Here is a 24,768-nt window from a genome sequence, read left to right on the forward strand (position 1 = left end):
TAAAGGATTTTTTCGTGCATTCTCGGTCATCCGCAGAAATTGACATTAGCGCTGTAAAAAGCTATACTGTAAAGTAAACTTGGTCACAGAAAGTAGGTATGCAAGTGGCTCCGTATTTAGTATTAGCGGCTGCTGTAGCAGTGTTTGGCTATTTGATTTGTGAGCGTCACCCCAGTAAGCGCAATGATCTCATTTTTTTATCGGTAGTTTCTATTGTGCTTATTGCCATGTCCACAATACGGGCAAGCTCTGTAGGGGTCGACTATGAACCCTATCTTGCTTATTTCAAGCAGGTTTATGAGGGCGGGCTTGGTTTTGTATTCAGCGGAGCAAACCAATACCGAATTGAAATTGGCTACAGCCTGCTGAATTATGTGATTTCACTGTTTGGCGGCACGCAAATTGTATTTGCGCTGGGCATTGCTGTCGTATGCATTGGCTTAACAGCTGTTTTTCTTTATCGATATTCTCCATCTGTATGGGTAAGCATGTTCGTGTTCATCAGTTTTGGCTTTTTTGGTTATACCCTCTGCACCATCCGCCATCAAATTGCCATCTGTATTTTTATGTTTGCTCTGCCTCACCTGCAAAACAAAAAGTTTTTTCCCTATCTGCTGATTGTTTTGCTTTCCGCCACCTTCCACAAGAGCATGCTGGTGCTGATTCTTGTCTATTTTCTGGCACAGCTGCCGCTGAATAAAGTTACACTGGGAGTATACTGCGGCGGCACACTTCTGTTTGTGATGTTTTCCGAGCCGATTATGACGTTTATTACAAAATATATCTATCAAAGCTACCAGGTGGACAGTTACTACATGCAGGGGCGTGATTTTCAAACCGGTCTGATTCCAATTGTGCTGTTCCTTGTGGTTTTTCTTTTGAAAAAGCAGTTGCTCGCACGCAATCCGCGCAATCTTCCGCTCATTAACCTGTGCTTTTATTCTGCCCTGCTGTTCTTTATGACCTATAAGCATTTTGTATTCCAGCGGTTTGCACTGATTTTGCTGCCCGTTGCAATGCTGCTTCTGCCCGAGATTATGCGCTGTATGGCAATCAGCGAAGAGGACAGGCTGGAGCTCGAGCTCGCACAGAAAGCGGTAAAATCCTCCGCAGGCGATAAAAAACGGGCGTTGCAAAAATACGGTGAGGTTAAGGCCCGTCTGCACGACCGTCAGGCGATGTACCATGCAACCATTGGGTTTATTTTGTTCGGCGGGTTTACGTACTTTTTGTTCCTGTTGGTTGCAAACCGATTACTGCTGGTACCATATGTGACAATTTAGCGATTTTAATGGTTTAAAAGCCCTTCGCCGGAATGCTCTGGTGAAGGGCTTTTTTTGGTGTCCCCATGCTTGTGTATCCAATGGATTTTTTAAGTACAAACACCCTGTAATGAAAGTATGAATGCAAACATAAAAACAGACATAAACTGGTTTATAACTATAATACATAGGGGTGATTGGATGATAAGTCAAAAGAAATATGTAGTCTTGTCCCTTGAGCTACACCTTTTTTTCGGCAGGATTATGAAGGAGCATTCTATTTTTTTAGAAGCAGGTTTTACACCCAAAAATGCAGATTATGCAAAAAAAGCGGATAGCTTTAAAATGAGATTTGAAGCGCTTTTATCCAATGCGGTAGGCATTAGCAACGGCATCATACGGCCAAAGGTGTTGTCATCGGGTGAAATCATCACCGACTTTACGCTGGGGGCAGAACAAAAAACACAAAACCTTACCGGTATCTCCATCAATCAGAATATTACCATGATGGAAGCAAGGCTGCGCAGCGGCTATAACGAGCCTATTACACCGGAGATGGTTAGTAGTGTTAAAAGGATCAACAGGGACGCCAAAATGCTGTTGGATGGGTTGATCGCCTTCAAACAGGATATTTTGGATTCTGTGCTATCTTGCAACATGTTTACCGTAAATTATCCATTGCTGATCGAACATATTCTGCGTGAAGCCCGCTTGTATCGTAGTTATCTCGAAAACATCGAGCAGGGACAAGACATCGATAATATCGATATCAGACAAACCGAACTGTTCTGGAACCAGATTATGCTGGAGCATGCACTGTTTATTAGAGGGCTGCTTGACCCAACAGAGAACAGTCTCATACAAACATCAAACGATTTTGCCTTTGAATATGGCAAGTTACTGCTAAGTGCAGAGCAGGCAACCGATGCAACCATAGCGAGTATCACGAATGCCACGCTGAAAGAGACCATTAAATACAGAGATTTTAAGCAAGCGGGAACAAAGGGCATAGCGGAGTGTAAAATTCGCTCTATTATACTGCCACTGCTTGCAGACCACGTACTGCGCGAGGCAAACCATTATATTCGGTTGCTTAAAATGGATGAACGTATGATGTGAAATAATAAAATCTGCTAAAATGGAAGCAATGGCTTATTGAAAACAACGAGAACTCGATACAAAATCGAATTCCCGTTGTTTTTCTTGTTAGTCTTGTATTATGCTTTTTACCTGCACAGGGCTTAATTGTTTCGACTTCTTTACCCCTCTATGTTATAGTTATTATAAGAAATAATTTTTGCATGATCAAATATCGAAGTGATAAAAACAGGAGAGATTTACAGATGAAACGGATTGATTTGGATGTACATACACACACAATTGCCAGTGGACATGCCTATGGAACGGTTACCGAAATGGCACAGGCTGCTGCACAAAAAGGGTTAAAGCTGCTGGGAATTACCGAACATACAACCGGTATTCCGGGCACGTGTGATGATATCTATTTTCAAAATTTAAAGGTGCTGCCCCGAAAAATGTTTGGCATCGATTTGATGTTTGGGGCGGAAATTAATATTCTGGATTATCAAGGGACGCTGAGCTTCGATGAGAAGTATATGGATTGTCTGGACATAAGAATTGCGGGTATTCATCAGTTTTGCTATACCTATGGAAACGCAAGAGAAAATACCGATGCAATCGTTAATGCGATAAAAAACCCTTATATCGATATTATCAGCCATCCGGATGATGGGAATTGCCCTTTGTTTTATGAAGAAGTGGTAAAGGCAGCTAAAGAATTCCACACCCTGCTGGAGGTTAATAACAACTCATTAAGAAGCACCGGTACCAGGAAAAACGTGATAGAAAACACCTTGACCTACCTTGAATTATGTAAGCAATATGAGGTGCCCATTGTTTTGAGCAGCGATGCTCACTATATGGCCGATATTGCAAATATGGACTATATCTGCCCAATGATTGAGAAGGTGGATTTTCCTGAAGATCTCATTATAAATTATTCGGTAGAAAAATTTAAGAAGTATCTTGCATCTAACAGGCAGGCCGAATAAAGAGAATGAATATAGCTTTTTATAAAGATTATTTTCTTTCCATTTCGTTTGTTCTAAACTATTTATGTCTTTCCATTTAAAGAGCTCCTCGATATTTTTCAGTTAGGTTGACAGACCTTAACCTTAAAGATATCGAGGAGTTTTTACTTTGCCCTTAGCTTAGGTTTTCTTATGCCAACTGCCACATTAAACCCAATATTATAGATTCTGCTATTTTAATTATTGAAGCATCTTATTTTTTAAATGAAGGGGAGCTTCTATTAACATCAGAAGATAGGCACTCCTTTAGCAAATATTCATATTAATTTGGTAGGTTAACAATAATTTACTAAAAATAAAAGAAATGTATGAGATTTTTAAACAAAATTTTATGATAATGGGGAAAAGCAGAAAAACTTAATTGAAGGGGATGTTTTAGTGGCAAAGCAAGCTTTTACAAAAACAGCATACGAAAATCTGCATGACTTTATCTATGGAAAGGCAAAGTACCCTGTCAATCTTAAAAACGGCATGGCAATCGGCGGCGGTACTATGTACCCGGAAATTAACTTTACTCTTCCTACCATGCTGATAACCCAAGACACCATGCCAGAGGTGATTAAAAACTACAAAGAAATTATCACAGGAATATGTGAAAGAGCAAGAGAGCTTTATGTACCCGGCTTTGTAGCTGAAATTGAAACACTGCCTCCCATGACCTTTAACCCTCAATGGGGCGTTGAGGTATGCAAAACCGTTGTTGATATTGTTAAAGAATATGAAGCTAAGCATGGTATAAAGGGTGCTGTTAGAATTACCCCTAATGACATCCGCGAAGGCAGAGACCTAGAGCACATGTGGCACGGCAAACACTGGGAAGCAATTTTAAAAACCTTTGAAGGCTGTGCAGGGGCCGGTGCCGATCTGCTTGCAATTGAGTCAGTGGGCGGAAAAGAAGTGCATGATGATGCAATTATGTATTGTGATATTTCCAAATCTATATTTGCATTATCGGTGCTTGGTTGTACAGATATGAACAACCTCTGGACAGAAATTGTAGGCATTGCAGATAAGACAGGCACCATCGCATCTGGTGATACCGCCTGTGGGTTTGCCAATACGGCAATGGTGCTGGCAGAGAAAAACTACATACCTCGCGTCTTTTCTGCCGCTGTAAGGGTCATCTCCTCCGTCAGAAGCCTTGTTGCTATCGAATGCGGTGCTCAAGGGCCTCATAAAGATTGCGGTTACGAGGGCGTTTATGTAAAGGCGATTACCGGTACACCCATATCTACAGAGGGCAGAACCGCCGCATGTGCCCATCTGTCCCCCATTGGCAATATCGCCGCCTGTGTGGCAGATATTTGGAGCAATGAATCGATACAAAACATTAAGTTGCTTGGCGGAATGGCACCGACCGTGTCGTTTGAACAGCTTGCTTACGATTGCAGACTTATGAACACCGCTTCCGCAAAAAGTGATGAAGCAGCACTTCTGCTGCGTGATCTGCATGCCGATAGCGACAGCAGGCTTGACCCACAGGCCTACGTGCTGCGCCCTGATGTCGTGCTTGAAATTTCAAAAGAGCTTGTAAAAACTCAGGGCTATTACCCGAGGGCAAAAAAAGCAGCTTCATTAGCCTTTTCACATATGCAAAAGGCATATGACAGCGGAGAGCTGATGTTAAACGATAAAGAACTGATGTGGCTTGAAAACCTGGCTCAAACTGTTGAATCTCTGCCAAGCGATGCAGGTGAGTTTACAGAGAGTATGATTGATGATTGTGAAAAGCTTGACCCTAAAAAATATAATATGGAATAAAAAGGGAGGAATCGCTATGTCGATATTGAATAATATTTCTATAGCATTGCAAAAAGGCAAATCGAAAGACGTCGTTCAGCTTATCCATGAGGCATTGGACAGTGGTATTACTGCACAAGAAATACTGGATAATGGGTTGCTGAAGGGAATGGGCGAGCTTGGCGTAAAGTTTAAAAATAACGAGGTTTATGTTCCCGAGGTGTTGATTGCCGCAAGAGCTCTCAATAGTGGTACCATGGTTTTAAAAGCAAAGCTTGTTGAAGAAGGGGTTCAGCCGATAGGCACGGTTGTGATTGGTACTGTAAAAGGTGACTTGCATGATATAGGCAAGAACCTTGTAAAAATGATGCTTGAAGGTGCAGGTTTCGCGGTTATCGACTTGGGTGTAGATGTACCGGAGGAACGAATTGTTGAAGCGATAACCGAGCATGAGCCTAATATTGTTTGCCTTTCAGCGTTGCTAACTACAACTATGAATCAGCAGAAAGTAGTAATTGAAGCCCTAAAGGAAGCAGGGCTAAGAGATAAGGTTAAGGTAATGATAGGCGGCGCCCCTGTAACTCAAAGCTTTTGTGACCAAATCGGCGCAGATGTGTATACACCCGATGCCGCAACTGCAGCAGAGGTTGCTAAATCGTTTGTTCTACAACATTAAAACATTATAATTTTAAGGCAATTGTATTTTCCGGGTGCAACCTCTTTTTGCATGAGATATTAGGATGGGATAAAGAGGGAATTCCCATATTGGAGAATTTGGCCCTGTGCAGAAAACCAGTAGCCGTTGGCGAGGATGTTGAGCAGCAAACTATACGGCACTGACGAGCAGATTGCCGAGACTACTAGCTTATGAAGCATATTTATTCTTCAAAAATCAAGTGCGTTGGCTCATAGGAGCAAAATAATAAAAGAGCAAGGTTGCTTATTCGGCATCCTCGCTCTTTTTTATATCCACTTGTATTAGTTGGTTGATAGAACTGTTTCATGAAGAATCGCCCCGTTCTTTAGCATAAGCCGTAATCCTTTCCTTTTCTCCTGCTTTTACTCTCATAAGAAAACTGTCCTAAACTTTTTGGTGTTATAGTATTTCTGCGAGTAATGTCATTTCTGAATGTCCTGCTATTTTTAGATGGCAATTATCATTTTACAAACCGCTCTACTGCTTTCCAGTCAACTCATCTACTTTGGGTGGTCGCACATGAACCAGCAACTCTCGTGAACAAGCTCCAAACTGTTTAAAATTTTCTCGTGCTTCATTTAAGGTCAGACTACGGTTTTCATCACTCGGCTCATCGTCACCCAAAGTAAAAATATCATTTTCCCAAAAACAAACGGGGCATATATAGGCTATAGCATCTTCCTTTGGAACAGAAAATGTATAATATCCACAACATGGACAACTATACTTCATTTTAGTCACCCCACAATATCTATCATACTCTGTACTACATTTTATCATAAAAAAATAAAAAATCATGCATGGGACAAACCCTCACACATGACTTTTCGCCGGTCGGAGTAAAATTATAGGGTTTGGAAAAAGACAGTCCTATCCAGCGAGCGATACTTTCATCAAAAAATTAGCTCTGAACATAAAAGACCCCAAACGAATACTATATAAACAGCAAGTGCGAAAAGAAGATGCAAAACCTTCTTTTCGCACGTGCTTAAGAGGACCGGGCTACACTAGTTCACATATTTTATACGATTTCAATCCACAGCTCACGCTGACACGTCCAGAGTAACATATAATATGCATATTTTTTGTAGAATTTGTGTGTCTGTAAAATCAATTCCGTATAAAATATTGGAAATAGTATTTTATGAGACTTGGCATTAAAATATGAAATACTGAATATCATTTAATCAGGAGGGATAATTTATGATATTCATACGTGCACCGGCATATAGGCAGAGCAGCATTCTAATTACCGCTCAATCAGATAAGGAGGCAAAAACCTAATCTTTGTCTGCTTTTGGCTGCAGTAAAATTATAGGACCTCCCAGATTCCTCGCGGGCTGACTTCAGAACTTTCATTCACCTAGTCTTTCCAAGCACAGTAGCTGCCCATCTAATATCATATTGTCATGTGCTAAATAAATCATCAGAGTGCTCAAGGTCAATTTAATAATGCCCCCCAAATATTATAGAAAATAAAGAAAAGCCGACTTCTATTTCTAGAAATCGACTTCTGGTCGGAGTAGCGGGATTTGAACCCACGGCCTCTTGGTCCCGAACCAAGCACGCTACCATCTGCGCTATACCCCGTAAAACAAAACTGCTCCGCCCTAAGTGGAAGAAGCAGTCATTTGGTTGCCCGACTAGGATTCGAACCCAGACAAACAGAGTCAGAGTCTGTCGTGCTACCTTTACACAATCGGGCAATATGTGTAACGCTGTGTATTAAACAGCTTTATTATTATATCCCATCCTATGTATTTTGTCAATCCTCTATCTGCTAAAATTTTTCTGGTGAGGCAAGAATTTTTGAATAATCCCTTAAATTTTTAACCAGGCCTCACATTACCTTGTAAAGTATGATTGATGCTGATAAAATAAGACCTAAAGAGGTATACTAATATCAAATTGCGGCGTTTTTCGCCGATAATAGGAGGTAGCATAAAATGGCAACAGAACATTTTACCGTAGATAGTTTTGAACAGGAGGTCATAGGCGGAAACGGCGTGGCTCTTGTAGATTTTTGGGCAGAATGGTGCGGCCCGTGCAGAATGCTGGGTCCCACCATCGACGAGCTTGCCGATGAACTGGACGGAAGCGTACTGGTTGGAAAAGTGAATGTGGACGAGCAGGGCGACATTGCCGCACGCTTCAATGTCATGACGATCCCCACGGTAATTCTTTTTAAAGACGGCGCTGAATTTGACCGTTCCGTTGGATTCCTTCCCAAACAGCGTTTTCTGGATATGATTGCGAAAGCACAAGCATAAAAACATCCTACTTAAAAGAACGAGCCATAAAAGGTTCGTTCTTTTTTATTTCAGATACAGTATAAATTTGTATCCCATGCGGGCACATAAGGAAAATGACGCAAATAAAGCCGGTAGGAGGGGTTCATGGCATGAATCTGCAAGGGCAGCGCGAAAACATCCTCATTGCGGTGGTATACCGAAACACACAGCTTCGGTCTAAACTGCGCAATGGTATTTTTACAGCCGGCCAGCGCCTCACGTTCCGCACCCTCTACATCCATTTTGATATAGCTCGCACGTGCACCGCTGAGGATATTATCCACCGAATTAACCTGCACAATACGGTCGCCTTTTTGTGACAGTGCTGAGTTTCGTCCCGCTTTCCCGGCAAAGCGCAGCCCAGCTTGATGCGACCATGCACCTAAATTACAGCACCGCGCCCTTACAAGCGCCAACTGCTCCACTTTGCTTTGCAGCTTCGCAAAGGTTTTTACATCTGGCTCAAAAGCGGTAATACTGTGGTACGCACCGCCGGTATGCGTTAAAAACTCTTCAATCGTATCGCCACGATATGCACCGAGGTCGACATAGTCCTCTTCTGTGCCAAGGTCAAGCAGCTGATACGCTTCATCTACCGTTGTCTCACACTTTTCCAAGTAACTCAGCTTACCGCTGATTTTATAGTTTAAAATGTTCGCATACACTTGTCTCGATTGCTCATCTGCCAACAGCAAATACACCCGCTTCAGCTCATCCCAATGCAAGTGCAGGTAGTCGAGGTCAAACAGCGTGCCATCCACAATCACCGGTACATCGGGGGCAACCGTCTCGTGCTCACCTGCAATACGGTACAGCTTTTCGAGCACCCCGGGTAACTGGGTGGCAAACGAAACTGCCACCAAAAAGTCATCGTATTTTTCACATACCTCGCTGTATTTCAGCACCCGATATCCCGCAAATGAATGCCCGCGCACAAACTCATCGCTGGCAAAAATGTCTGCTATCTCAATGCCGCGCTGCTCGCATACATCGAGTATTTTCTGCGCGCCGTCACCCATACCATATAAGACTACCGGTTTACCACAGGTGCGCATTCTGTCCCACACACTTTGCTGCTCACAAAGCAGGAATTTCAAGTCTTGCATCGTTTCACCCTTTCACACAGTCTGCTTGCGGCTGTCTCTTTAAATTGGCAGTTCCACTCATAAAGGTGCGAATTCGGTCTGCCAGCTCACGGGTATCATCGATACCGTCTTGATAAAGCTGCCGCATTCCCTCAGGGTTCTTTTCAAAGCCTGAAAACGGAATCGGTTTTCGGGGCGCCAGCACCAGGGCTTTTCCCTCCCTCTCGAGCTGATCAATAAAGCGCAGCGTATCGTTATACTTATTGTGGCGGTTTTCCATCGCCCGAATAAACTCGGGGTAGCGGCGGTAGCGCAGCTTGCGCAAAGTGCTGCATTGCATTGGTTTTTTTACAAAGCCACGCGGCTGAGTCAGCACAATTACATTTCTCTCGCAGCCCTTCCCCATGGCACGGCATACCGGAATTGAGTCACCAATGGCTCCATCAAGATATTTTTTCCCATTGATCGTTACAATCTTCGCCACCAAAGGGATTGAGCTGGATGCGCGCAGCACCGCAAATTTATTTTGGCTAATGGTACTTTTATCGTAAAATTCGGTTTTTCCGGTATGCAGGTTGGTCACGCCCACCTCAAACCCAACAATACTGCTTTCAAATGTGCCAAAATCAAACGGATCCAACTTGTTGGGGATTTCGTTAAACATAAAATCCATACCAAAAATAGAGCCATGCAGCAGCAGGTTGCGGTAACTAAGATAACAGGGATTCATAAAATTTTGCAACATTACCCTGCCCGTCCTGCCCTGCTGCCGGCTAATGTATGAGGTTGCGTTGCAGGCACCCGCCGATACACCGACGATATATTCAAAATCAATTCCAAGCTCAAGCAGAGTATCCAGCACACCTGCGGTATAAATACCGCGCAGCCCGCCACCCTCTAAAACCAGCCCTGTTTTCATAAAAACCTCCTGTATGTCGCAAAGCAGGGGCGGATATAAATCCGCCCCTGCTTACTTGCCCAAAGGGCACACTGTAACGGCATTGGCTACGAAAAGCCGTTTGCACGGCAGTTGCAAATGCCTGCTTCTAGTTAACACCAAAAAATCTATTGTTTGCTAAAACGGATAGACACCCTCGGGGTTGTAGAGGATATAGCTTTTTATGCTCAGCTCTTTGAGTGCTTTCAGTTGAGCATCCACATCCTCTTTTGTATACTGTTTGTTTTTTGCTGCAGGAATCGTACCATCTGTATATGCTTGCACAAAGGGCATCAGGCTTTGTTCCGTTTTGCTCTGCGCGGTGCTCAATGTGGCAAGCACTGTGTCGTAAGGGTTCTGCACAGGGTTTACAAGCCCCGCCAGTTTGCTGCCTGCCCCCCATACTGCGGGCATTGAATTCACCGCAATGGCGCTGTTATAAGCAAACGGCTTGCCAAGGTGCTCCAGTCCGCTGATTCCCATAACGGAGCTCACGGGGGAAGCAACTGCAAATTTTGCACCTTTGGCGGTAACTGCTTCCTCCATTTTTACAACAAATTCGTTCAGTACCTGATCCCAGCTCTTGCCCTGTGTATCACCAAAGGTGGCAAGGTTCATCCCGGATGCATTGGGGAACTGTACACTATCAGCGATAATCATCGTCACACCGGCCTCGGCACATTCCTGCGCCAGCGCAATATGATATCCCTGTGCTTCGGTATTGTATGGGTTCAGCCACGGCTTTCCGCCGCGATCGGCAAAATTGTCAAGCCAGAGCATCTCTTGCCCCTGATAATGCACGGCGGCCGCAACCTTCTTCTGCGATACAATATGGTCTTTAAACGTATGCAGCCTGGCCACGGGCTGCATTTTATATTGAGCCAGTGTTTCGATTAGAGCCTTTAAATCGACAGGGCTGTCCGCAATTGCGGCACATTCCTTCGCTGTGGCATTCTGCGTGTTGTAAAGCACTTTTCCGGTATTGTCTTTCACGTCGAACAACAGCGCATTGTAGCCTGCCGCCGAGGCCTGCTGCAGCAACGTTTCCAGCTTAGCAGTATCCTTAATCATTGCATTTGGTGCATATACTGCTTTCAGTTCAGACGGCAGCACCGGCGTTGTCTCCGGCTTCGATTCAGAGGCTACACTCTCGGGCTGAGAAGAAGGCTCCTGCGGCTGGCTGCTTGATGGACGCGGAGGTGTTTGCCCCGTGATAAGATCGTAGACAGGCGGATAGACAAACCACCCCACTACAAACAGCACCACAACAAGTGCCACCATGCCTACAATGGCCAATGGTGAATGCGACCTGCTGCGGTCTCGCCGATAAATTCTGCTGCTATGTCGTTTGATTTTAAACCCTTTTGACAATATCTTCACCGCCCGTTTGTTTTACTTTACTGCAGTCTATGCAGGGTTGTCCGCTTTTAGAACGGCAGCTGATGCCCGACCAAGCCATACATAGCCAGCGCCACCATACCAAGGTACATCAGTGTGATGGGAAAACCGCGAAACGATTTTGGAACCTCGCTGAGCGTCAGCCGACGCTTGCCCTCGTAAACCAGCAAAGTTGCAATGGTAAAGCCAAGCCCTGAGCCAAAGCCGAAGCCAAGCGTTTTTGCAAGGTTAAAGTTTTGGTCTGCCGACAAAAACACCGAGCCAAGCAGCGCACAGTTAAAGGTAGCAAAGGTGAGTGTTGCACCCAGCTTGGTGTGTAGCGCAGGCAGAAATTGCTTCATTCCAAGGTAGATGCCAATATAAATAATGGTAATGGCAAGTACAAAGAAAAACGGGCGGTAGTAGAACTTCAGCTCAGTCTCTTTGAGCAACCCGTTGATAAAATAGGTTGCTGCTGATGCAAGCGTGGTCATCACCGTAAGCAGTGCACCAAAGCCCAGCAGGTTCTTCCCCTGCTTTAAAATATTCAGCATCCGGCTGGCGCCCAACGCACGGGAAAAAACCACGTTTTCCAAAAAAATCGCAGTCATGGCAAGGGTGAAAAATTCAGCAAAAAATCTCATCGTGCTACCTCCTCACCCACCGGTAATCCAATAATCGGCTGCTTGGTGCGCATACGGCGCTTATTGGCAATCTTATAGGCAAGTTCACGCAGGTATCTGCCCACAGCCGCAAACATTGCCACCAGCATAAAGCCCGCAAAGGGTAGCACCGCCGCGGTAATCTTAAACGGCAAGGGCACAGGCAAGCCCCACAGGGTGTTGGCATAAAGCAGCTCACGTACTGCCGAAATCATAACAATGGCAAATGCAAACCCCGTACAGTAGCATGCACCGTCAACCAATGCTTCGATCGGAGATTTTTTTATGGCAAACTTTTCGCAGCGCGAAAATAACACCGAATTAAAAATCATCAGTGAAAAATACATGCCCATAGAGTCAAAAATCGTCGGTGCAATTGGGGCCACAAGCATCGCAGCGGGAATCAAAAAAAGCGATGCAATCAGGGTGTACATCGGGATACGCAGCCACTGCGGGACTGCCGTTTTAACAAAGGACGCAACCACCATAGTAGGAATGGTTACAATCGCCAGTGTAATCGAAAGTGCAACCGCATTTTTCAGTGAGGTAGATGCTACCACGACCGGGGCAAGCAACAGCCCCCCTACTAAGACAGGATTATGCGATAGAATGCCGCTAAACCTGTGCAGAGCTTTTTTTCGATCTGTGCGGCGCACGTGTTTTGCTACGTTTTTTCGGCTCAAAATTCATCCTCCTTAGTATTCTCAGAATAGCTTCGCTTACTCTGTCAATCACCGGAGCGAACGCGTTCATCAATAGAATGGCGAACATCACCGTTTGTTCATAGCCGCCGTAGCGCCGGAACAGCATAGTGACGACAGCCGCGATGATTCCGTAAAAATATTTAGAAAGCCCGCGTTTTGGTGCCGTAACCGGGTCGGTGAGCATAAACACCGCACCGTACATCAGCGAGCCGGAAAGCATCTCCAACACTACCGACGACAGCCCCGAGGTGGGAATGCGCGGAAAAGCGTAAGCGATGACCGCAGCAGTTGCCAAAAAGCTTACCGGCACCTGCCAGCTTACTGTTTTACGAAAAATTAGGTATATCAGACATGTTGTTAGCACTAAGATATTAGTAGCACCCATAGGGCCTGCAAAGTTGCCTGTTATCATGTCCAGCGTGTTGATGACCGGCACACCGCCAAGCTTTAGTGTGTGCGCAGGCCCCTCAATCAGCTTAACAGCCGCCTCGCCAAACACTTCCAGCTTCATCAGCGGCTCGGGGTACAAAAACACCTGATCAGGCCAGCTGATCGCCATCAAGGCAAACGCACCGGCCGCAGGGTTAAACAGGTTTTGCCCCACGCCGCCAAACGGCTGCTTTACAAAAACAATTGCGAACAAACCGCCGATAATCACAATATGATATGGAATAGAGGCAGGCAGCAGCAGCGGTATCATCATGCCCGTTACAATGGATGAAAAATCACGCAAATTGATTTTTTGCCCACGCAGCAGGATACATAAAATGTCCGCTGCCACACAGGTTACCACCGATATAACCCCCAACATCGCCGCCCGCTCGCCGTAGAAATAAAAAGCCATCAGGTAGAGCGGCAGCAGCGCGATGATGACATCGCCCATTACCGTGCGGTTGGTCTCCCTTGCCTTGATGTGCGGAGCGTTATGATCTTTTAGCAGCACCGGGCTTCACTCCTTTCCTTCTTGGCAGTGTGGCACGAGCCGCCTTGATGTTCGCGGCGATATCGAGGTTGGCAGGGCAGATATACGAGCAGGTACCGCAGCCGATGCAACGGTCAATTTCATAGAAATACAGCTCTTGGGTTTTGCCATGCTCAATGCATTTATTCATGTAAAACGGGGTGAGGTTTTCAGGGCATACATCTACGCAACGCCCGCAGCCGATGCACTTATAATTGCGGTCCTTGGTATCCTCGTTAAAGGCAAGGATTGCACGGGTGCTGTTGGTGACAACGGTATTATCGGGATCTTTGCACGAAATGCCCGTCATCGAGCCACCTAAGATAATGGTATTCGGCTCGGAGGCCAGCCCACAGCGCTCCAACACCTGTATAATGGGCATTCCCAGCGAAACCTCTAGGTTGGTGGGGTTGGCAATGCAGTTGCCCGCCACCGTGATAAAGCAGCTCGTTTGCACCTTACCCCGTGTTGCCGCACGTGCCAGATGAATGAGCGCACCTACACCAATCAGCAAAATGGGGCGGTATTCCTGAAATTCATCGCTGATGCGGTATTCGGCAGGGTATCTGCCGCGAATACGCTTTACCTCAACACCCTCAATTTTCTTAGGAATCTTGACGGAGAGATCGGTAATGTTTTTATAAACCGCAAAGAATACATTTTTAGCACCCACTGCGGTTTTCGCAAGCTGCAGCCCCTGCACGGTCAGCTCCGGCTTTTTCAGCATCGGGTTAATTTGGCTCGATATGTAGGGCTCATCGTCCGATGCGTCTCCTACAACGGCAGCTACGCCGGTATCGTGCGCCATCATCAGCTTTTGATACAGCGGTATGCCATCACGCTCGTCCACAATGTTCGCACGCCGCGCTATCTCAATCACCTGTTCGGGGGTTAACTCATTCGGTGGCGGATAAAGCGTATGATCAAAGGTAATATTGTTTGTATTCACATTAAAGAATTTGCGCAGGTCGCGGCTAAGCGCGGGCTCCTTGCGCTGTTCCAGAACAATGCCTCTGGTAAAAAATCCTGCCATCTTTTCAAAATCACCTACCAATTTTAAAATGGGGATGCTTGTTTATGTGCTTTGAACTGCTAAGTCAACAAAAACTAAAAGCGGTGCTTACCGGGGTCGATTTGCAGCAATATCATCTTACTTATGAAAAAATCGATTACCGTGATGCCGAAACCAAGGCGGCACTCATCAACATCTTAGAGTGCGCCCGTCTGGAAACAGGGTACTTCCCTGCCTCCGGCAAGCTGTTTGTCGAGATTTACCCGCTTGGCGACGGGTGTATCATCTATTTCTCCTGCGCAGAAGGCATGGAGCCTTTGAGCGTATCGGATATTGCACTCAGTGCTGTGCAGGGTTATCTGCCACAGGCTGTGGACAGTTATTTCCCCATCACCGAGCCTTTGGTATTCACCTTTGAAAGCTGCGATGTAATGATAACCGCCTGCACCAAGCTTTTTTCGATGTATTGCCACCGTGTACGCAAAAGCGCACTGTACTATTTTGATGGGTATTACCGCTTAATTTTATACCCGCTCGATGGAAAAGGCAGCCTTTCTGCGGCATTTTTGTGCGAATACGCGCAGCCTACAGGGCGGGGCGACCTTCTCGCCGCCTATATTGCGGAGCATGGCACACCAATCGCAGAAGAAAACGCGATTGATAAGGTCTCGTATTATCTGTCTTAGCAAGAAGTTTTTGCAGCTTTGGCCTGCTGTGCCGCTTCTTTCAGCTGTGAGATCGCCTGTTTATAATCATCTTTGCCGTAAACAGCGCTGCCCGCAACCATCACGTCCACGCCGCTTTGGGCTGCAAGGCCGACGGTGCCGGTATCAATTCCGCCGTCCGCCTGAATGAGCACATCCAGCCCTTCCGTATCAATCTTATTGCTCAGGGCACGTACCTTCGGCATCATATCCGCCATAAACTTCTGGCCGCCAAAGCCCGGCTCCACAGTCATCACCAATACCATATCGATGAGGTGCAGGTAAGGGAACACCGTTTCTGCAGGTGTTTTGGGCTTAATGGCTATGCCCACTTTTTTACCCAGGCTTCGAATTTTATCGATGACCCGCTCAACATTATAATCTGCCTCGTAATGGAAACAAATCAGGTCAGCACCCGCATCTGCAAACGCCTCGGCATAGGTGTATGGGTCGTCAATCATCAGGTGTACATCAAAAAAAATATCGAGGTTTGGGCGAAGCGATTTTACAACACACGGCCCAATGGTGATGTTCGGTACAAAGCTGCCATCCATAACGTCGATATGCAGCCAGTCGGCGCCTGCTTTGGCAACAGCGTCGGATTGTTCGAGCAATCTGCCAAAATCGGCAGACAGAATCGATGGTGCAATTTTAATCAAAGAAATACCTCTTTTCTTGAAGTATATTATTTAGTAGATAAATTTACTCACACTATATTCTAAACCACCAAAGCCCTCTGCGTCAACAAAATAGATCAATTTAACAAATTCTTCATGTTTTTTCTTACAACCTCTAACAAACCTGTGCAAATTCCCGCAATTATTTGCAAAACTAGCTAAAAGCCGAAAGCCGCGGAGATACCTCCGCGGCTTTTATTTGATGCGCGGGCATTACATTGGGCTATTCACGGGCATTGCTGCCACCCTTTGCCGCGCCACGCTAGCTGTAACATGAATTCACACTACATAAGCATTCTATGCGGAGCAATCATTCGAGGCGACAGCCGGAAGCATGGGCAAGCATATGCAAAAAGAGCGGACATCAATGTCCGCCCTTCAATCTTGGAGGATTTCATGCATTATTTTAAATAATTTTGAGCCTACTGAAGAAAGGAAAAAAAGTTATTGGCATTGCCATTTTGCTTTTGCTGGGGTACCATCTGCTGGGTATTTACATCATCACCGGTGTCAGCCATCAGTGCAATGATTACCTCAAAGGTGCTGTCACTCTTGCCGGAAGTTCTTCTGAACACGGTTAGGGTTACCTTGTCACCGGGTTTAAAATCTTTCAGATAGTCACGCAGGTCGCCCAACGTTGCAATATCTTTGCCATCGATTTTCGTGATAATATCGCCTGCAAGAACACCCTTGTTCGCTATATCCGAACCGGGCTCGGCGGTGTATACCATAAAGCCGGCGGGTACATTGTTGTAGCGTGCGAGTGTATCGTCAATTTCTCTGCCGGTAATGCCGAGCTTTACCCTGCCGGTCACTCTGCCGTTGGCAATCAAATCATCGATGATGGGCTTCGCCTCCGAAATAGGGATTGCAAAACCCAGGCCCTCGTATTCGGTAGATGCGATTTTTGAAGAGTTGATACCGATTACCTGCCCGTAAACGTTAACCAGTGCACCGCCCGAGTTGCCGGGGTTGATTGCGGCGTCTGTTTGAATGCAGTTCATGGTATAGCCTGCGTCATTGCTCTTGATTGGACGATTAACGCCCGAGATGATTCCCTTGGTGACTGAGCTTGCGAACTCAAGCCCGCCGGGGTTGCCGATGGCTACAACATCTTCGCCAACCTGAAGCTGTGCGGAATCGCCGAACTCTGCGGCAGTGAGGTTGTTTGCCTCAATTTTAATCACTGCGAGGTCGGTATTGTCATCACGGCCAACCAGTCTTGCATCGTACTCCTCGTCGTTGTAAAGTACAACCTTCATGCCGCTTGCACCTGCAACCACGTGTGCATTGGTAATGATGTAGCCGTCTGCAGACATGATAATGCCGGAACCTTCACTGGTTTGAATGGGGCCTGAACCGCCATAAAAGGGGTTGTTGGCGTCTACCGCTGCATAAACCACAACGCCCACCACCGAAGGCTGCACCTTTGCGGCAATCTGCTTTGTGGTAAGGCTACCGTCCGCCGCAATGGTTTCACTGGTTTTGGGTACATCGTTGATGTTCAGCCCCGGTGAGGTGATTTCAGGCCCGGGGGTAATCTGCGAAGTGCCAGAATTGAAGGAGCCGTTGCCCTGTACAACGCTCCATACGCCGTAGCCGGCCATGCCAATTACGGCAACTGCAAACATAGAGCAGACAATGGTGGTAAATACCATAAGCCCTTTGTTTTTTTTCTTTCCTGCTTTTTTATTATCTGTGGTGCTGTCGTACTCTGCAAAATTCCATTTGTACTCTTCATCGGCCTTGTGCTGGCCCTGAGTGCCGCCGGCGTTGTTGTAGTTGGCGCTGTAATTTGCTCTGTAATCGGTGCGCCCGTTGTTCCAGCCGGTTCTGGGGTTGTACTGGCCTGTGCCGTAGGGGTTTTGCTGTGCCTGCCACCCTGTGCCGGCATTACCGCCCGTTGTTTTGTAAGGGTCGCTGTTCGGGGGTGTGGAGTTTACCTGGTTTTCATTGTTTTCCGCTTTGTGGTCGTTGCCGTTCTCATTTAGTTTGTTGTCGTTAAAATCGGTCATATCTAAAACCTCCCTGCGAGGGTACCTCGCTGTTTGTTATTTGCTTGATTTTATTATATCGATTAAATATGAAATAATAATAAACGGGGCATAAAAAGATTCCGGATTATTTATGATGTTTCTATGTTAATTGCGACTTAGCTGTTAGCTTTGTGAACCTTTTCTTAATAGCCCTTTACTTGTTTTTGCAGTCGGTAAGGTAAATTCAAACTCACAATATTCACCTTCTACACTTCGCACATAAATGTCGCCCGAGTGCAGGTTGATAATAGTGCGCACAATGTGAAGGCCAAGGCCAACACCGTTTTTGTCGAGGCTGCGTGACCGATCTGACTTATAAAATTTCTCAAACACATGCGGAATTTCCTCTTTGGGGATTCCGTCTCCGGAATTTCGTATGCCAATGTAGGTGAAGCCGCCCTCAGTGCGATACCGAAACTCAATATATCCGCCCTCATTTACAAATTTCACGGCGTTGTCAATAAGGTTGTACACCACCTGATGAATGAGGTCGCAATCGGCGCTTACCATAAACTTGCCCTGATCCAACCCGCGAATCTCAAGCTGCTTGTTTTCGATTTGCTGCTCAAAGGTGAACACCGTGGTGCAAATCGTTTCATTGATATCAAAATCAGCAGGAGCGAGCTTAAGCTCACCCGATTCCATTCGTGCGATGTTGAGCATGGAGCGCACCAGACGAGACAGACGGTTAACCTCATCTGATACAATGCGCAGATACTTATCGCGTTTGTCCTCGGTGATGGTGCCGTCGAGAATACCGTCAATAAAGCCGGCTATGGTGGTCATAGGGGTTTTCAGCTCATGCGACACATTGCCGATAAAACTGCGGCGCACTGATTCTGTGCTGGCAAGCGAGGTTGCCATATTGTTAAATGCAATGGCTAGCTGCCCCACCTCATCGTAGCTGGTCACCGGTACGCGCACCGTAAAGTCGCCTTTGGCAAAGCTTTGTGTCGCACCTACCATCTCACGCAGGGGTTTCACCATACGCGAGGTAACAAAGTAGATTACAATAAAGCTGATGACGATTACCGCCAGTGAGCTGATTGCAAACATATTCAGAATTTCAGCAAGAAAATATTGCAGACCCGATGCGGAAGAGGATACAAAAATATAAGCAACGGACTGCCCTGTGGGGTGCTTGAGCGGTACCGCTACCGTATAAAAATTGTTCTTGTAAATCCCGCCCAGTTTCCCCATTTCTTTGTATTCGCCCTCATTCTCCAGTTTTTGGCGGACAGACTGGGGTATGATATAGGTGAAGTGGCTGCAAGCGCCTGTTTCGGTACAAAGAAGTGTTTTGCCGTCGGGATCAGTCAGAAAAATCGTTGCATCAATAGCATTGCCAAGGATGGTGTAGCCTGCTTTCAGCGTGTAGGAGTTTACCTCCTTGTAGCCGTTGCGCTTATACTCTGCCTCGGTAAGCGAAAGCGCCTGGCTGGCATTGCGCATCAGCAGCTTTTGCTTGTCGAGCTTAAAGTATTGCGCTGCAAACACCATCAAAATCAGGCCGAGTATGGTGATACTCACAAGAATAATTGCAGAGCAGACCGTGAAATATTTCGAAAGCAGACTTTTTTGCATGTTATCAACTCAAACCTTTTCATCTATCGCAATTTCATTTAAAATGAATTGCTTATAATACAGCATTGGCTCCTAAAAGCCGATTACAAGGCAGTTGCCAATGCCTGCTTTTTTGGTTAATGGTTGAAAAATCCATCAACTACGGAAACAGGGCGCGCACAAGGCGCACCCTGCTTTGCAAACAACGTGGCTGAACGATTTGCATTTGCACGTTACAGGCAGCACAGCCTATGGCTGCTAGTCTTTCACTTCAAACTTGTAGCCAACACCCCATACGGTTTTCAGCGCCCATTTGTCCGATACACCCTCCAGCTTTTCGCGCAGGCGTTTTACATGCACATCAACCGTGCGGCTGTCGCCGTAATACTCAAAGCCCCAAACCTCGTCGAGCAGCTGATCGCGGGTATAAACACGGTTGGGGTTGCTCGCCAAATGAAACAGCAGTTCCAGCTCTTTGGGCGGGGTATCAACCACCTTGCCGTCTACTTTTAGCTCATATTTGGTCATGTTCACCACAAGCTTGTCAAAAGAGACCTCTTTGACATTGCTTTCGGCGGCTGTTTTGCCGGTACGGCGCATAACCGCCTTAATGCGTGCAACAATCTCCTTAGCATCAAAGGGCTTTACCACATAGTCATCCGCGCCCAGCTCCAGACCAAGTACCTTATCAAAGGTTTCGCCCTTTGCGGTAACCATAATGATAGGCAGCTCGGACTTTTTGCGGATTTCGCGGCAAACCTGCCAGCCATCCAGCTTAGGCATCATGACATCGAGCAGGAGGATATCGGGACTTTCTGCCCCGAACTTGGCAAGCGCTTCTTCACCGTCGTTTGCGAGCACCACCGTATAGCCCTCTTTCTCGAGATAAAGCCTCAGCAATTCGCAGATGTTTTTGTCGTCGTCCGCAACCAGAATTTTACCCATTGACATAGTCGTTTCCTCCTCAATTTTACGTCCTTTTCTATCCGCTATCTTAGCTATTATTTTGAATAAATCAAGAACTATTCCAAGTTATTATCTTTATTATACTGTAATTGTGAACAGATAAGTGAAAAAATTATAAACCTTTTGGGGCGATATCTTGAACTTCTCTTGTTTCTTAGCGTGTTTCTATGTATAATTATAGATTGTAACTGATGCATTGTCATCACATTTTGATAAATTTTCAGAGCGAAAGGACTTAAATTTATGAAACTGGGTATTGTGGGCTTGCCAAATGTTGGCAAAAGCACATTGTTTAATGCAATTACCAACGCAGGCGCGGAAAGTGCAAACTATCCGTTTTGCACCATTGAGCCGAATGTTGGCGTGGTAGCCGTTCCCGACAAGCGGCTGGATAAACTTGCTGAGATGTATGGCCCCGATAAATACAGCCCCGCCGTGATTGAGTTTGTGGATATTGCGGGGTTGGTAAAGGGTGCGTCTAAGGGCGAGGGGCTGGGCAACAAGTTTCTTGCAAACATTCGCGAGGTTGATGCGATCATCCATGTGGTTCGCTGTTTTGAAAGCACCGAAATCATCCATGTCGACGGTGAGATTGGCCCCGCGCGCGACATTGAAACCATTAATCTTGAGCTTATCTTTTCGGATATGGAAATTGTGCAGCGCCGTCTGGACAAAGCCACCAAGATGATAAAGGCCGATAAAAAATATGCAGGCGAGGCTGAGGTATTGTCTGCGCTATTGAAACACCTGGAAGAAGGCAAGCCCGCGCGCGCCTTTGATGCGGACTCCGACGAGGCAGGCGAGGTTCTTGCAGCCACACCCTTGCTCTCGGGCAAGCCCGTCATTTATGTGGCAAACATGTGCGAGGACGATTTTATCAACAACATCGAGACCAATTTGTTCTACAAACAGGTTTGCGAAATTGCAGCGGCAGAAGACTCCCGCGTTGTTCCCATCTGCGCTAAAATTGAGGAGGAAATCTCCGACATGTCCAAAGAGGATAAGGAGATGTTCTTGGCCGAGCTGAACCTCACCGAGTCGGGGCTTGACCGTTTGATTGTCAAGAGCTACGACTTGCTGGGTCTTATCTCATACCTCACCGCAGGCAAGCAGGAGGTTCGCGCTTGGACCATTTCGAAGGGGACAAAAGCACCGCAAGCTGCGGGCAAAATACACTCCGACTTTGAAAAAGGCTTTATCCGCGCCGAGGTCATCGGCTTTGATGATTTGGTGGCTTGCGGCAGTATGGTGGCGGCAAAAGAAAAAGGTCTGGTGCGCAGCGAGGGCAAAGAATACGTCTTTCAGGACGGCGATGTGGTTTTGTTCCGTTTCAACGTATAACAAACAACAGCTTCCGCAAGAATACTTGTTTTTCGGTAACATACAGGCAGGCAGCAATCATGCTGCCTGCTTTTTTGCATCTGTCATAAAATTCGTATAAGAATTGTGCAGTTTTCATCTTGTTGTTACTAGAAAAATGTGGTATTTTGTATCTGATTTCGATTTTTTTTGGGAGGTGAGCACGGTGAATACAACACCAAGCATACGCAGATTGTGCGCATTATTTGCGCTGTTGTTTCTGGTGCTCTCTTTCTTTTCGTTTATGGGGCATTCCAACAACGGTGACGGAGTTTATGAAGAACTTTTTCGCGAATGCGAGGCTGAGCCACCCCAGTCGGAGCAGCTTACCGTACCTATCGCCTCGGTTCCCGTTCGTGTCCCCGCCTATGTGGAAAGCCAGCCGCAGGTGCAGCGCAGCGTGAGCACGCGCCCGTACAGGGCCGTAAGCATTCTCGTTGTAAGCCTGCTTTGCGGCAAAATCCTGCTTTCTATCTATCACACCGAAACTTCCTTGTCCGAGGCAGCCCCCGCATGCGGCAGGGAACTTTTAATACGCTTTGAGCACCGTTCGGATGGTAAAAAGTAATTCTCTCTCGTATACTGTATAGCTCTTTGACAACAAAATATGAGGGAGTTGTTTTCTATGATTATCAATGCAGCTGGCTTTCAGTACATTTCTATCATTATTGCACTATGCGCTTTTGCAGTGGCGGCATGGCTTTACAAGTGGGTCAACGCCCAACCTTCCTCCAACGAACGCATCGCAGAGGTCGGCACTTTAATTCGTAAGGGTGCAAACACCTTTTTAAAGCAGGAATACATTGTGCTTGCAAAATTTGCTGCCATTGTAGCGATTGTCATCCTGCTGTTTTTGCCCCAGCCTATCTGGAACAACAATATTCTTGAGAACATTACCATGGCGATTTCTTACCTTGCCGGTACGGTTTTTTCCGCAATCTCGGGCAAGATCGGCATTCAGGTTGCAACCGTCGCCAACGTGAAAGCGGCAGAAGCCGCCAAAGAGGGCATTAAACCTTCGTTTATGGCGGGTTTTCGCGGCGGCGCAGTTATGGGCATGGCGGTGGTAGGCAGCAGCCTTTTGGGCGTTGCCGCAGTTTTGCTGATTACCGGCAACACCTCTGCCCTGCTCGGTTTCAGCTTTGGTGCAAGCTCGCTCGCACTGTTTGCAAAAGCAGGCGGGGGTATTTTCACTAAAACTGCCGATATCAGTGCAGACCTTGTGGGTAAGGTGGAGCTCGGCATTCCGGAGGATGATCCGCGCAACCCTGCTGTTATTGCCGATAACGTCGGCGACAACGTGGGCGACGTAGCCGGCATGGGCGCCGACCTGTTTGATTCCAACGTTGCATCCATCGCAGCAGCCCTTATTATGGCAGCCTCTTTGGACGGCGGTGTGAACGGTAAAAACACCGCAATTGTATTCTGCTATGCCGCAATCGGTCTGCTCTCCTCCATCATTGGTGTGGCAACCGCGAAAATCGGCAAGCATGGCAACCCTACCCGCGCACTGAACAGCAGCACTTATGTCACCACCGCAATTTTTGGTGTTTTAACAGCAGTTGCAACTGCCGTGTTCGGCTTTGAGTGGCGCATTTGGGGCGCAAGCGCCGTCGGTCTGCTCGTGGGCGTTATTATCGGCATTGCCAGCGACTATTTCACAGATGATAGCAAGCACCCCGTGCATTATGTGGCAAAGGCATCCAAATCGGGGCCCGCGTTCACCCTTCTTTCCGGTATGTCGTATGGGCTGCTCAGCACATTACCCGCCATGGTTGGTATTGCTGCTTCGGCGCTGATTGCATATAAGCTGTGTGCACCCATCGGTGAAGGCTATGCAATGTTCGGCATTTCTATGGCAGCAGTGGGCATGCTTTCGATCGTGGGTATGATCATCTCGAACGATGCATACGGCCCCATTGTAGACAATGCACGCGGTCTGGCAGAAATGGGTAACCTCGGTGACGAAGTGCTCGAAACTACCGACCAGCTCGACAGCGCAGGCAACACCGTAAAGGCAATCACCAAGGGCTTTGCCATTGGCGCCGCAGGCCTAACCGTTATCGCGCTGCTGGGCGCATTTATGAGCGAGGTAAACTCGGCGGCAATCGAGCTTGGCCTGCCAACTTTAAACGGTTTTGACGTGATGGACCCTGTTGTGTTCTTCGGCATGCTCATCGGTGCGGCGATTCCCGCTGTATTCTCGGCAATGCTGATTTTGGGTGTTGACCGCAACGCACAGCGTATGGTCGCCGAAATTCACCGTCAGTTCAATGAGATCGTTGGTTTAAAAGAAGGCAAAGAGGGCGTTGTGCCCGAATACGATAAATGCATTCAAATTGCTACCACGGGCGCAATCAAAGAGCTGATTCCCGCAGGACTGGTCGCCATTATCTCCACACTGCTTGTGGGCTTTATCGGCGGCGTTCATGCCATTGGTGGCTTTTTGACCGGCAACATTGTCAGCGGCTTAATTTTTGCCCTATTCATGTCCAATTCGGGCGGACTGTGGGATAACGCGAAAAAATACATCGAATCCGGCCACGAGGGCGGCAAGGGTAGCGATGCACACAAAGCTGCCGTTGTGGGCGATACCGTGGGAGATCCGTTCAAGGATACCGCCG

Annotated in this window: 22 protein-coding genes and 2 tRNA genes; 10 read left to right on the plus strand and 14 right to left on the minus strand. The window is 46.8% G+C overall.

Annotated elements, in window-relative coordinates; translation table 11 throughout:
• The first annotated feature begins 104 nt into the window (after positions 1-104).
• The 5 genes from RTV33_RS10485 (at position 105) to RTV33_RS10505 (ending at position 5,789) form a co-directional block, all read left to right on the plus strand.
• Positions 105-1,283, plus strand: a complete 1,179-nt coding sequence (locus tag RTV33_RS10485; protein WP_312644058.1) for an EpsG family protein — start codon at positions 105-107, stop codon at positions 1,281-1,283.
• Between the two features lie 180 nt (positions 1,284-1,463).
• A complete protein-coding gene (locus RTV33_RS10490; protein WP_312644060.1) occupies positions 1,464-2,381 on the plus strand; it encodes a DUF2935 domain-containing protein in 918 nt (305 codons plus the stop codon).
• Between the two features lie 224 nt (positions 2,382-2,605).
• Positions 2,606-3,334, plus strand: coding sequence for a phosphatase (locus tag RTV33_RS10495; protein ID WP_312644062.1), 729 nt, complete (start codon positions 2,606-2,608; stop codon positions 3,332-3,334).
• A gap of 417 nt (positions 3,335-3,751) precedes the next feature.
• Complete coding sequence (locus RTV33_RS10500; protein ID WP_312644064.1) at positions 3,752-5,134, plus strand: methyltransferase MtaB domain-containing protein; 1,383 nt, start codon at positions 3,752-3,754, stop codon at positions 5,132-5,134.
• 16 nt (positions 5,135-5,150) lie between these two features.
• Positions 5,151-5,789: a corrinoid protein gene (locus RTV33_RS10505; RefSeq protein ID WP_312644066.1), complete on the plus strand. Its 639-nt coding sequence runs from the start codon at positions 5,151-5,153 to the stop codon at positions 5,787-5,789.
• Between the two features lie 498 nt (positions 5,790-6,287).
• Here RTV33_RS10505 and RTV33_RS10510 read toward each other — a convergent pair whose 3' ends face one another.
• The 3 genes from RTV33_RS10510 to RTV33_RS10520 form a co-directional block, all read right to left on the minus strand.
• Positions 6,288-6,542, minus strand: a complete 255-nt coding sequence (locus tag RTV33_RS10510; protein ID WP_312644068.1) for a CPCC family cysteine-rich protein — start codon at positions 6,540-6,542, stop codon at positions 6,288-6,290.
• 782 nt (positions 6,543-7,324) lie between these two features.
• A tRNA-Pro gene (locus tag RTV33_RS10515) sits at positions 7,325-7,400 on the minus strand.
• A gap of 42 nt (positions 7,401-7,442) precedes the next feature.
• A tRNA-Gln gene (locus tag RTV33_RS10520) sits at positions 7,443-7,516 on the minus strand.
• 240 nt (positions 7,517-7,756) lie between these two features.
• On the opposite strand from RTV33_RS10520, the gene trxA reads away from it, so the two are divergent.
• Positions 7,757-8,080, plus strand: coding sequence for a thioredoxin (trxA, locus tag RTV33_RS10525; protein ID WP_312644069.1), 324 nt, complete (start codon positions 7,757-7,759; stop codon positions 8,078-8,080).
• A 50-nt stretch (positions 8,081-8,130) separates the two neighbouring features.
• Here the strand turns inward: trxA and RTV33_RS10530 are convergent, their stop codons facing one another.
• The 7 genes from RTV33_RS10530 to RTV33_RS10560 all read right to left on the minus strand — a co-directional run bounded on the left by RTV33_RS10530 (position 8,131) and on the right by RTV33_RS10560 (position 14,860).
• Complete coding sequence (locus RTV33_RS10530) at positions 8,131-9,207, minus strand: FkbM family methyltransferase (protein ID WP_312644071.1); 1,077 nt, start codon at positions 9,205-9,207, stop codon at positions 8,131-8,133.
• Between the two features lie 4 nt (positions 9,208-9,211).
• Positions 9,212-10,105 (minus strand): patatin family protein, encoded by an 894-nt coding sequence (locus tag RTV33_RS10535; protein ID WP_312644073.1) that lies wholly within the window; start codon positions 10,103-10,105, stop codon positions 9,212-9,214.
• Positions 10,106-10,261: 156 nt separating this feature from the next.
• Positions 10,262-11,494, minus strand: coding sequence for a putative glycoside hydrolase (locus RTV33_RS10540; RefSeq protein WP_312644075.1), 1,233 nt, complete (start codon positions 11,492-11,494; stop codon positions 10,262-10,264).
• 56 nt (positions 11,495-11,550) lie between these two features.
• On the minus strand, positions 11,551-12,144 hold the full coding sequence (locus tag RTV33_RS10545; RefSeq protein ID WP_312644077.1) for an Rnf-Nqr domain containing protein: 594 nt from the start codon (positions 12,142-12,144) through the stop codon (positions 11,551-11,553).
• On the minus strand, positions 12,141-12,845 hold the full coding sequence (locus tag RTV33_RS10550) for an Rnf-Nqr domain containing protein (protein ID WP_312644079.1): 705 nt from the start codon (positions 12,843-12,845) through the stop codon (positions 12,141-12,143). Before RTV33_RS10550 ends, RTV33_RS10545 begins: the two co-directional genes overlap by 4 nt.
• Positions 12,778-13,809 (minus strand): RnfABCDGE type electron transport complex subunit D, encoded by a 1,032-nt coding sequence (locus RTV33_RS10555; protein ID WP_312644081.1) that lies wholly within the window; start codon positions 13,807-13,809, stop codon positions 12,778-12,780. Before RTV33_RS10555 ends, RTV33_RS10550 begins: the two co-directional genes overlap by 68 nt.
• Positions 13,790-14,860 carry a 4Fe-4S binding protein gene (locus RTV33_RS10560; RefSeq protein ID WP_312644083.1) on the minus strand — a complete coding sequence of 357 codons (1,071 nt, stop codon included), beginning with the start codon at positions 14,858-14,860 and terminating at the stop codon, positions 13,790-13,792. The genes RTV33_RS10555 and RTV33_RS10560 overlap by 20 nt, the downstream gene beginning before the upstream one ends.
• A 44-nt stretch (positions 14,861-14,904) precedes the next feature.
• Here RTV33_RS10560 and RTV33_RS10565 point away from each other — a divergent pair, with 44 nt between their 5' ends.
• A complete protein-coding gene (locus RTV33_RS10565; protein ID WP_312644085.1) occupies positions 14,905-15,525 on the plus strand; it encodes an adaptor protein MecA in 621 nt (206 codons plus the stop codon).
• On the opposite strand, the gene rpe is transcribed toward RTV33_RS10565, so the two are convergent.
• The 4 genes from rpe to RTV33_RS10585 form a co-directional block, all read right to left on the minus strand.
• Complete coding sequence (rpe, locus tag RTV33_RS10570; protein ID WP_312644087.1) at positions 15,522-16,202, minus strand: ribulose-phosphate 3-epimerase; 681 nt, start codon at positions 16,200-16,202, stop codon at positions 15,522-15,524. The two genes, RTV33_RS10565 and rpe, sit on opposite strands and share 4 nt — an antisense overlap.
• 440 nt (positions 16,203-16,642) lie before the next feature.
• Positions 16,643-18,235, minus strand: coding sequence for a trypsin-like peptidase domain-containing protein (locus RTV33_RS10575; RefSeq protein WP_312644089.1), 1,593 nt, complete (start codon positions 18,233-18,235; stop codon positions 16,643-16,645).
• A gap of 144 nt (positions 18,236-18,379) precedes the next feature.
• Positions 18,380-19,840, minus strand: coding sequence for a HAMP domain-containing sensor histidine kinase (locus tag RTV33_RS10580; protein WP_312644091.1), 1,461 nt, complete (start codon positions 19,838-19,840; stop codon positions 18,380-18,382).
• Positions 19,841-20,077: 237 nt separating this feature from the next.
• A complete protein-coding gene (locus RTV33_RS10585; RefSeq protein WP_312644093.1) occupies positions 20,078-20,770 on the minus strand; it encodes a response regulator transcription factor in 693 nt (230 codons plus the stop codon).
• Positions 20,771-21,028: 258 nt separating this feature from the next.
• On the opposite strand from RTV33_RS10585, the gene ychF reads away from it, so the two are divergent.
• The 3 genes from ychF to RTV33_RS10600 form a co-directional block, all read left to right on the plus strand.
• Positions 21,029-22,126, plus strand: coding sequence for a redox-regulated ATPase YchF (gene ychF, locus RTV33_RS10590; RefSeq protein WP_312644095.1), 1,098 nt, complete (start codon positions 21,029-21,031; stop codon positions 22,124-22,126).
• A 184-nt stretch (positions 22,127-22,310) separates the two neighbouring features.
• A complete protein-coding gene (locus RTV33_RS10595; protein ID WP_312644097.1) occupies positions 22,311-22,712 on the plus strand; it encodes a hypothetical protein in 402 nt (133 codons plus the stop codon).
• A gap of 57 nt (positions 22,713-22,769) precedes the next feature.
• Positions 22,770-24,768 (plus strand): sodium-translocating pyrophosphatase (locus tag RTV33_RS10600; protein ID WP_312644099.1); only part of this gene is annotated, 1,999 nt, incomplete at its 3' end.

Source organism: Hydrogenoanaerobacterium sp. (assembly GCF_032017025.1).
Lineage (GTDB): Bacteria > Bacillota > Clostridia > Oscillospirales > Ruminococcaceae > Hydrogenoanaerobacterium.

Coding starts and splice junctions, on each gene's coding strand:
- RTV33_RS10560 (WP_312644083.1), bottom strand. CDS start 14,860: ATGGCAGGATTTTTTACCAGAGGCATTGTTCTGGAACAGCGCAAGGAG.
- RTV33_RS10490 (WP_312644060.1), top strand. CDS start 1,464: ATGATAAGTCAAAAGAAATATGTAGTCTTGTCCCTTGAGCTACACCTT.
- RTV33_RS10535 (WP_312644073.1), bottom strand. CDS start 10,105: ATGAAAACAGGGCTGGTTTTAGAGGGTGGCGGGCTGCGCGGTATTTAT.
- RTV33_RS10575 (WP_312644089.1), bottom strand. CDS start 18,235: ATGACCGATTTTAACGACAACAAACTAAATGAGAACGGCAACGACCAC.
- ychF (WP_312644095.1), top strand. CDS start 21,029: ATGAAACTGGGTATTGTGGGCTTGCCAAATGTTGGCAAAAGCACATTG.
- RTV33_RS10495 (WP_312644062.1), top strand. CDS start 2,606: ATGAAACGGATTGATTTGGATGTACATACACACACAATTGCCAGTGGA.
- RTV33_RS10565 (WP_312644085.1), top strand. CDS start 14,905: ATGTGCTTTGAACTGCTAAGTCAACAAAAACTAAAAGCGGTGCTTACC.
- RTV33_RS10510 (WP_312644068.1), bottom strand. CDS start 6,542: ATGAAGTATAGTTGTCCATGTTGTGGATATTATACATTTTCTGTTCCA.
- RTV33_RS10585 (WP_312644093.1), bottom strand. CDS start 20,770: ATGTCAATGGGTAAAATTCTGGTTGCGGACGACGACAAAAACATCTGC.
- RTV33_RS10530 (WP_312644071.1), bottom strand. CDS start 9,207: ATGCAAGACTTGAAATTCCTGCTTTGTGAGCAGCAAAGTGTGTGGGAC.
- RTV33_RS10580 (WP_312644091.1), bottom strand. CDS start 19,840: ATGCAAAAAAGTCTGCTTTCGAAATATTTCACGGTCTGCTCTGCAATT.
- RTV33_RS10505 (WP_312644066.1), top strand. CDS start 5,151: ATGTCGATATTGAATAATATTTCTATAGCATTGCAAAAAGGCAAATCG.
- RTV33_RS10545 (WP_312644077.1), bottom strand. CDS start 12,144: ATGAGATTTTTTGCTGAATTTTTCACCCTTGCCATGACTGCGATTTTT.
- trxA (WP_312644069.1), top strand. CDS start 7,757: ATGGCAACAGAACATTTTACCGTAGATAGTTTTGAACAGGAGGTCATA.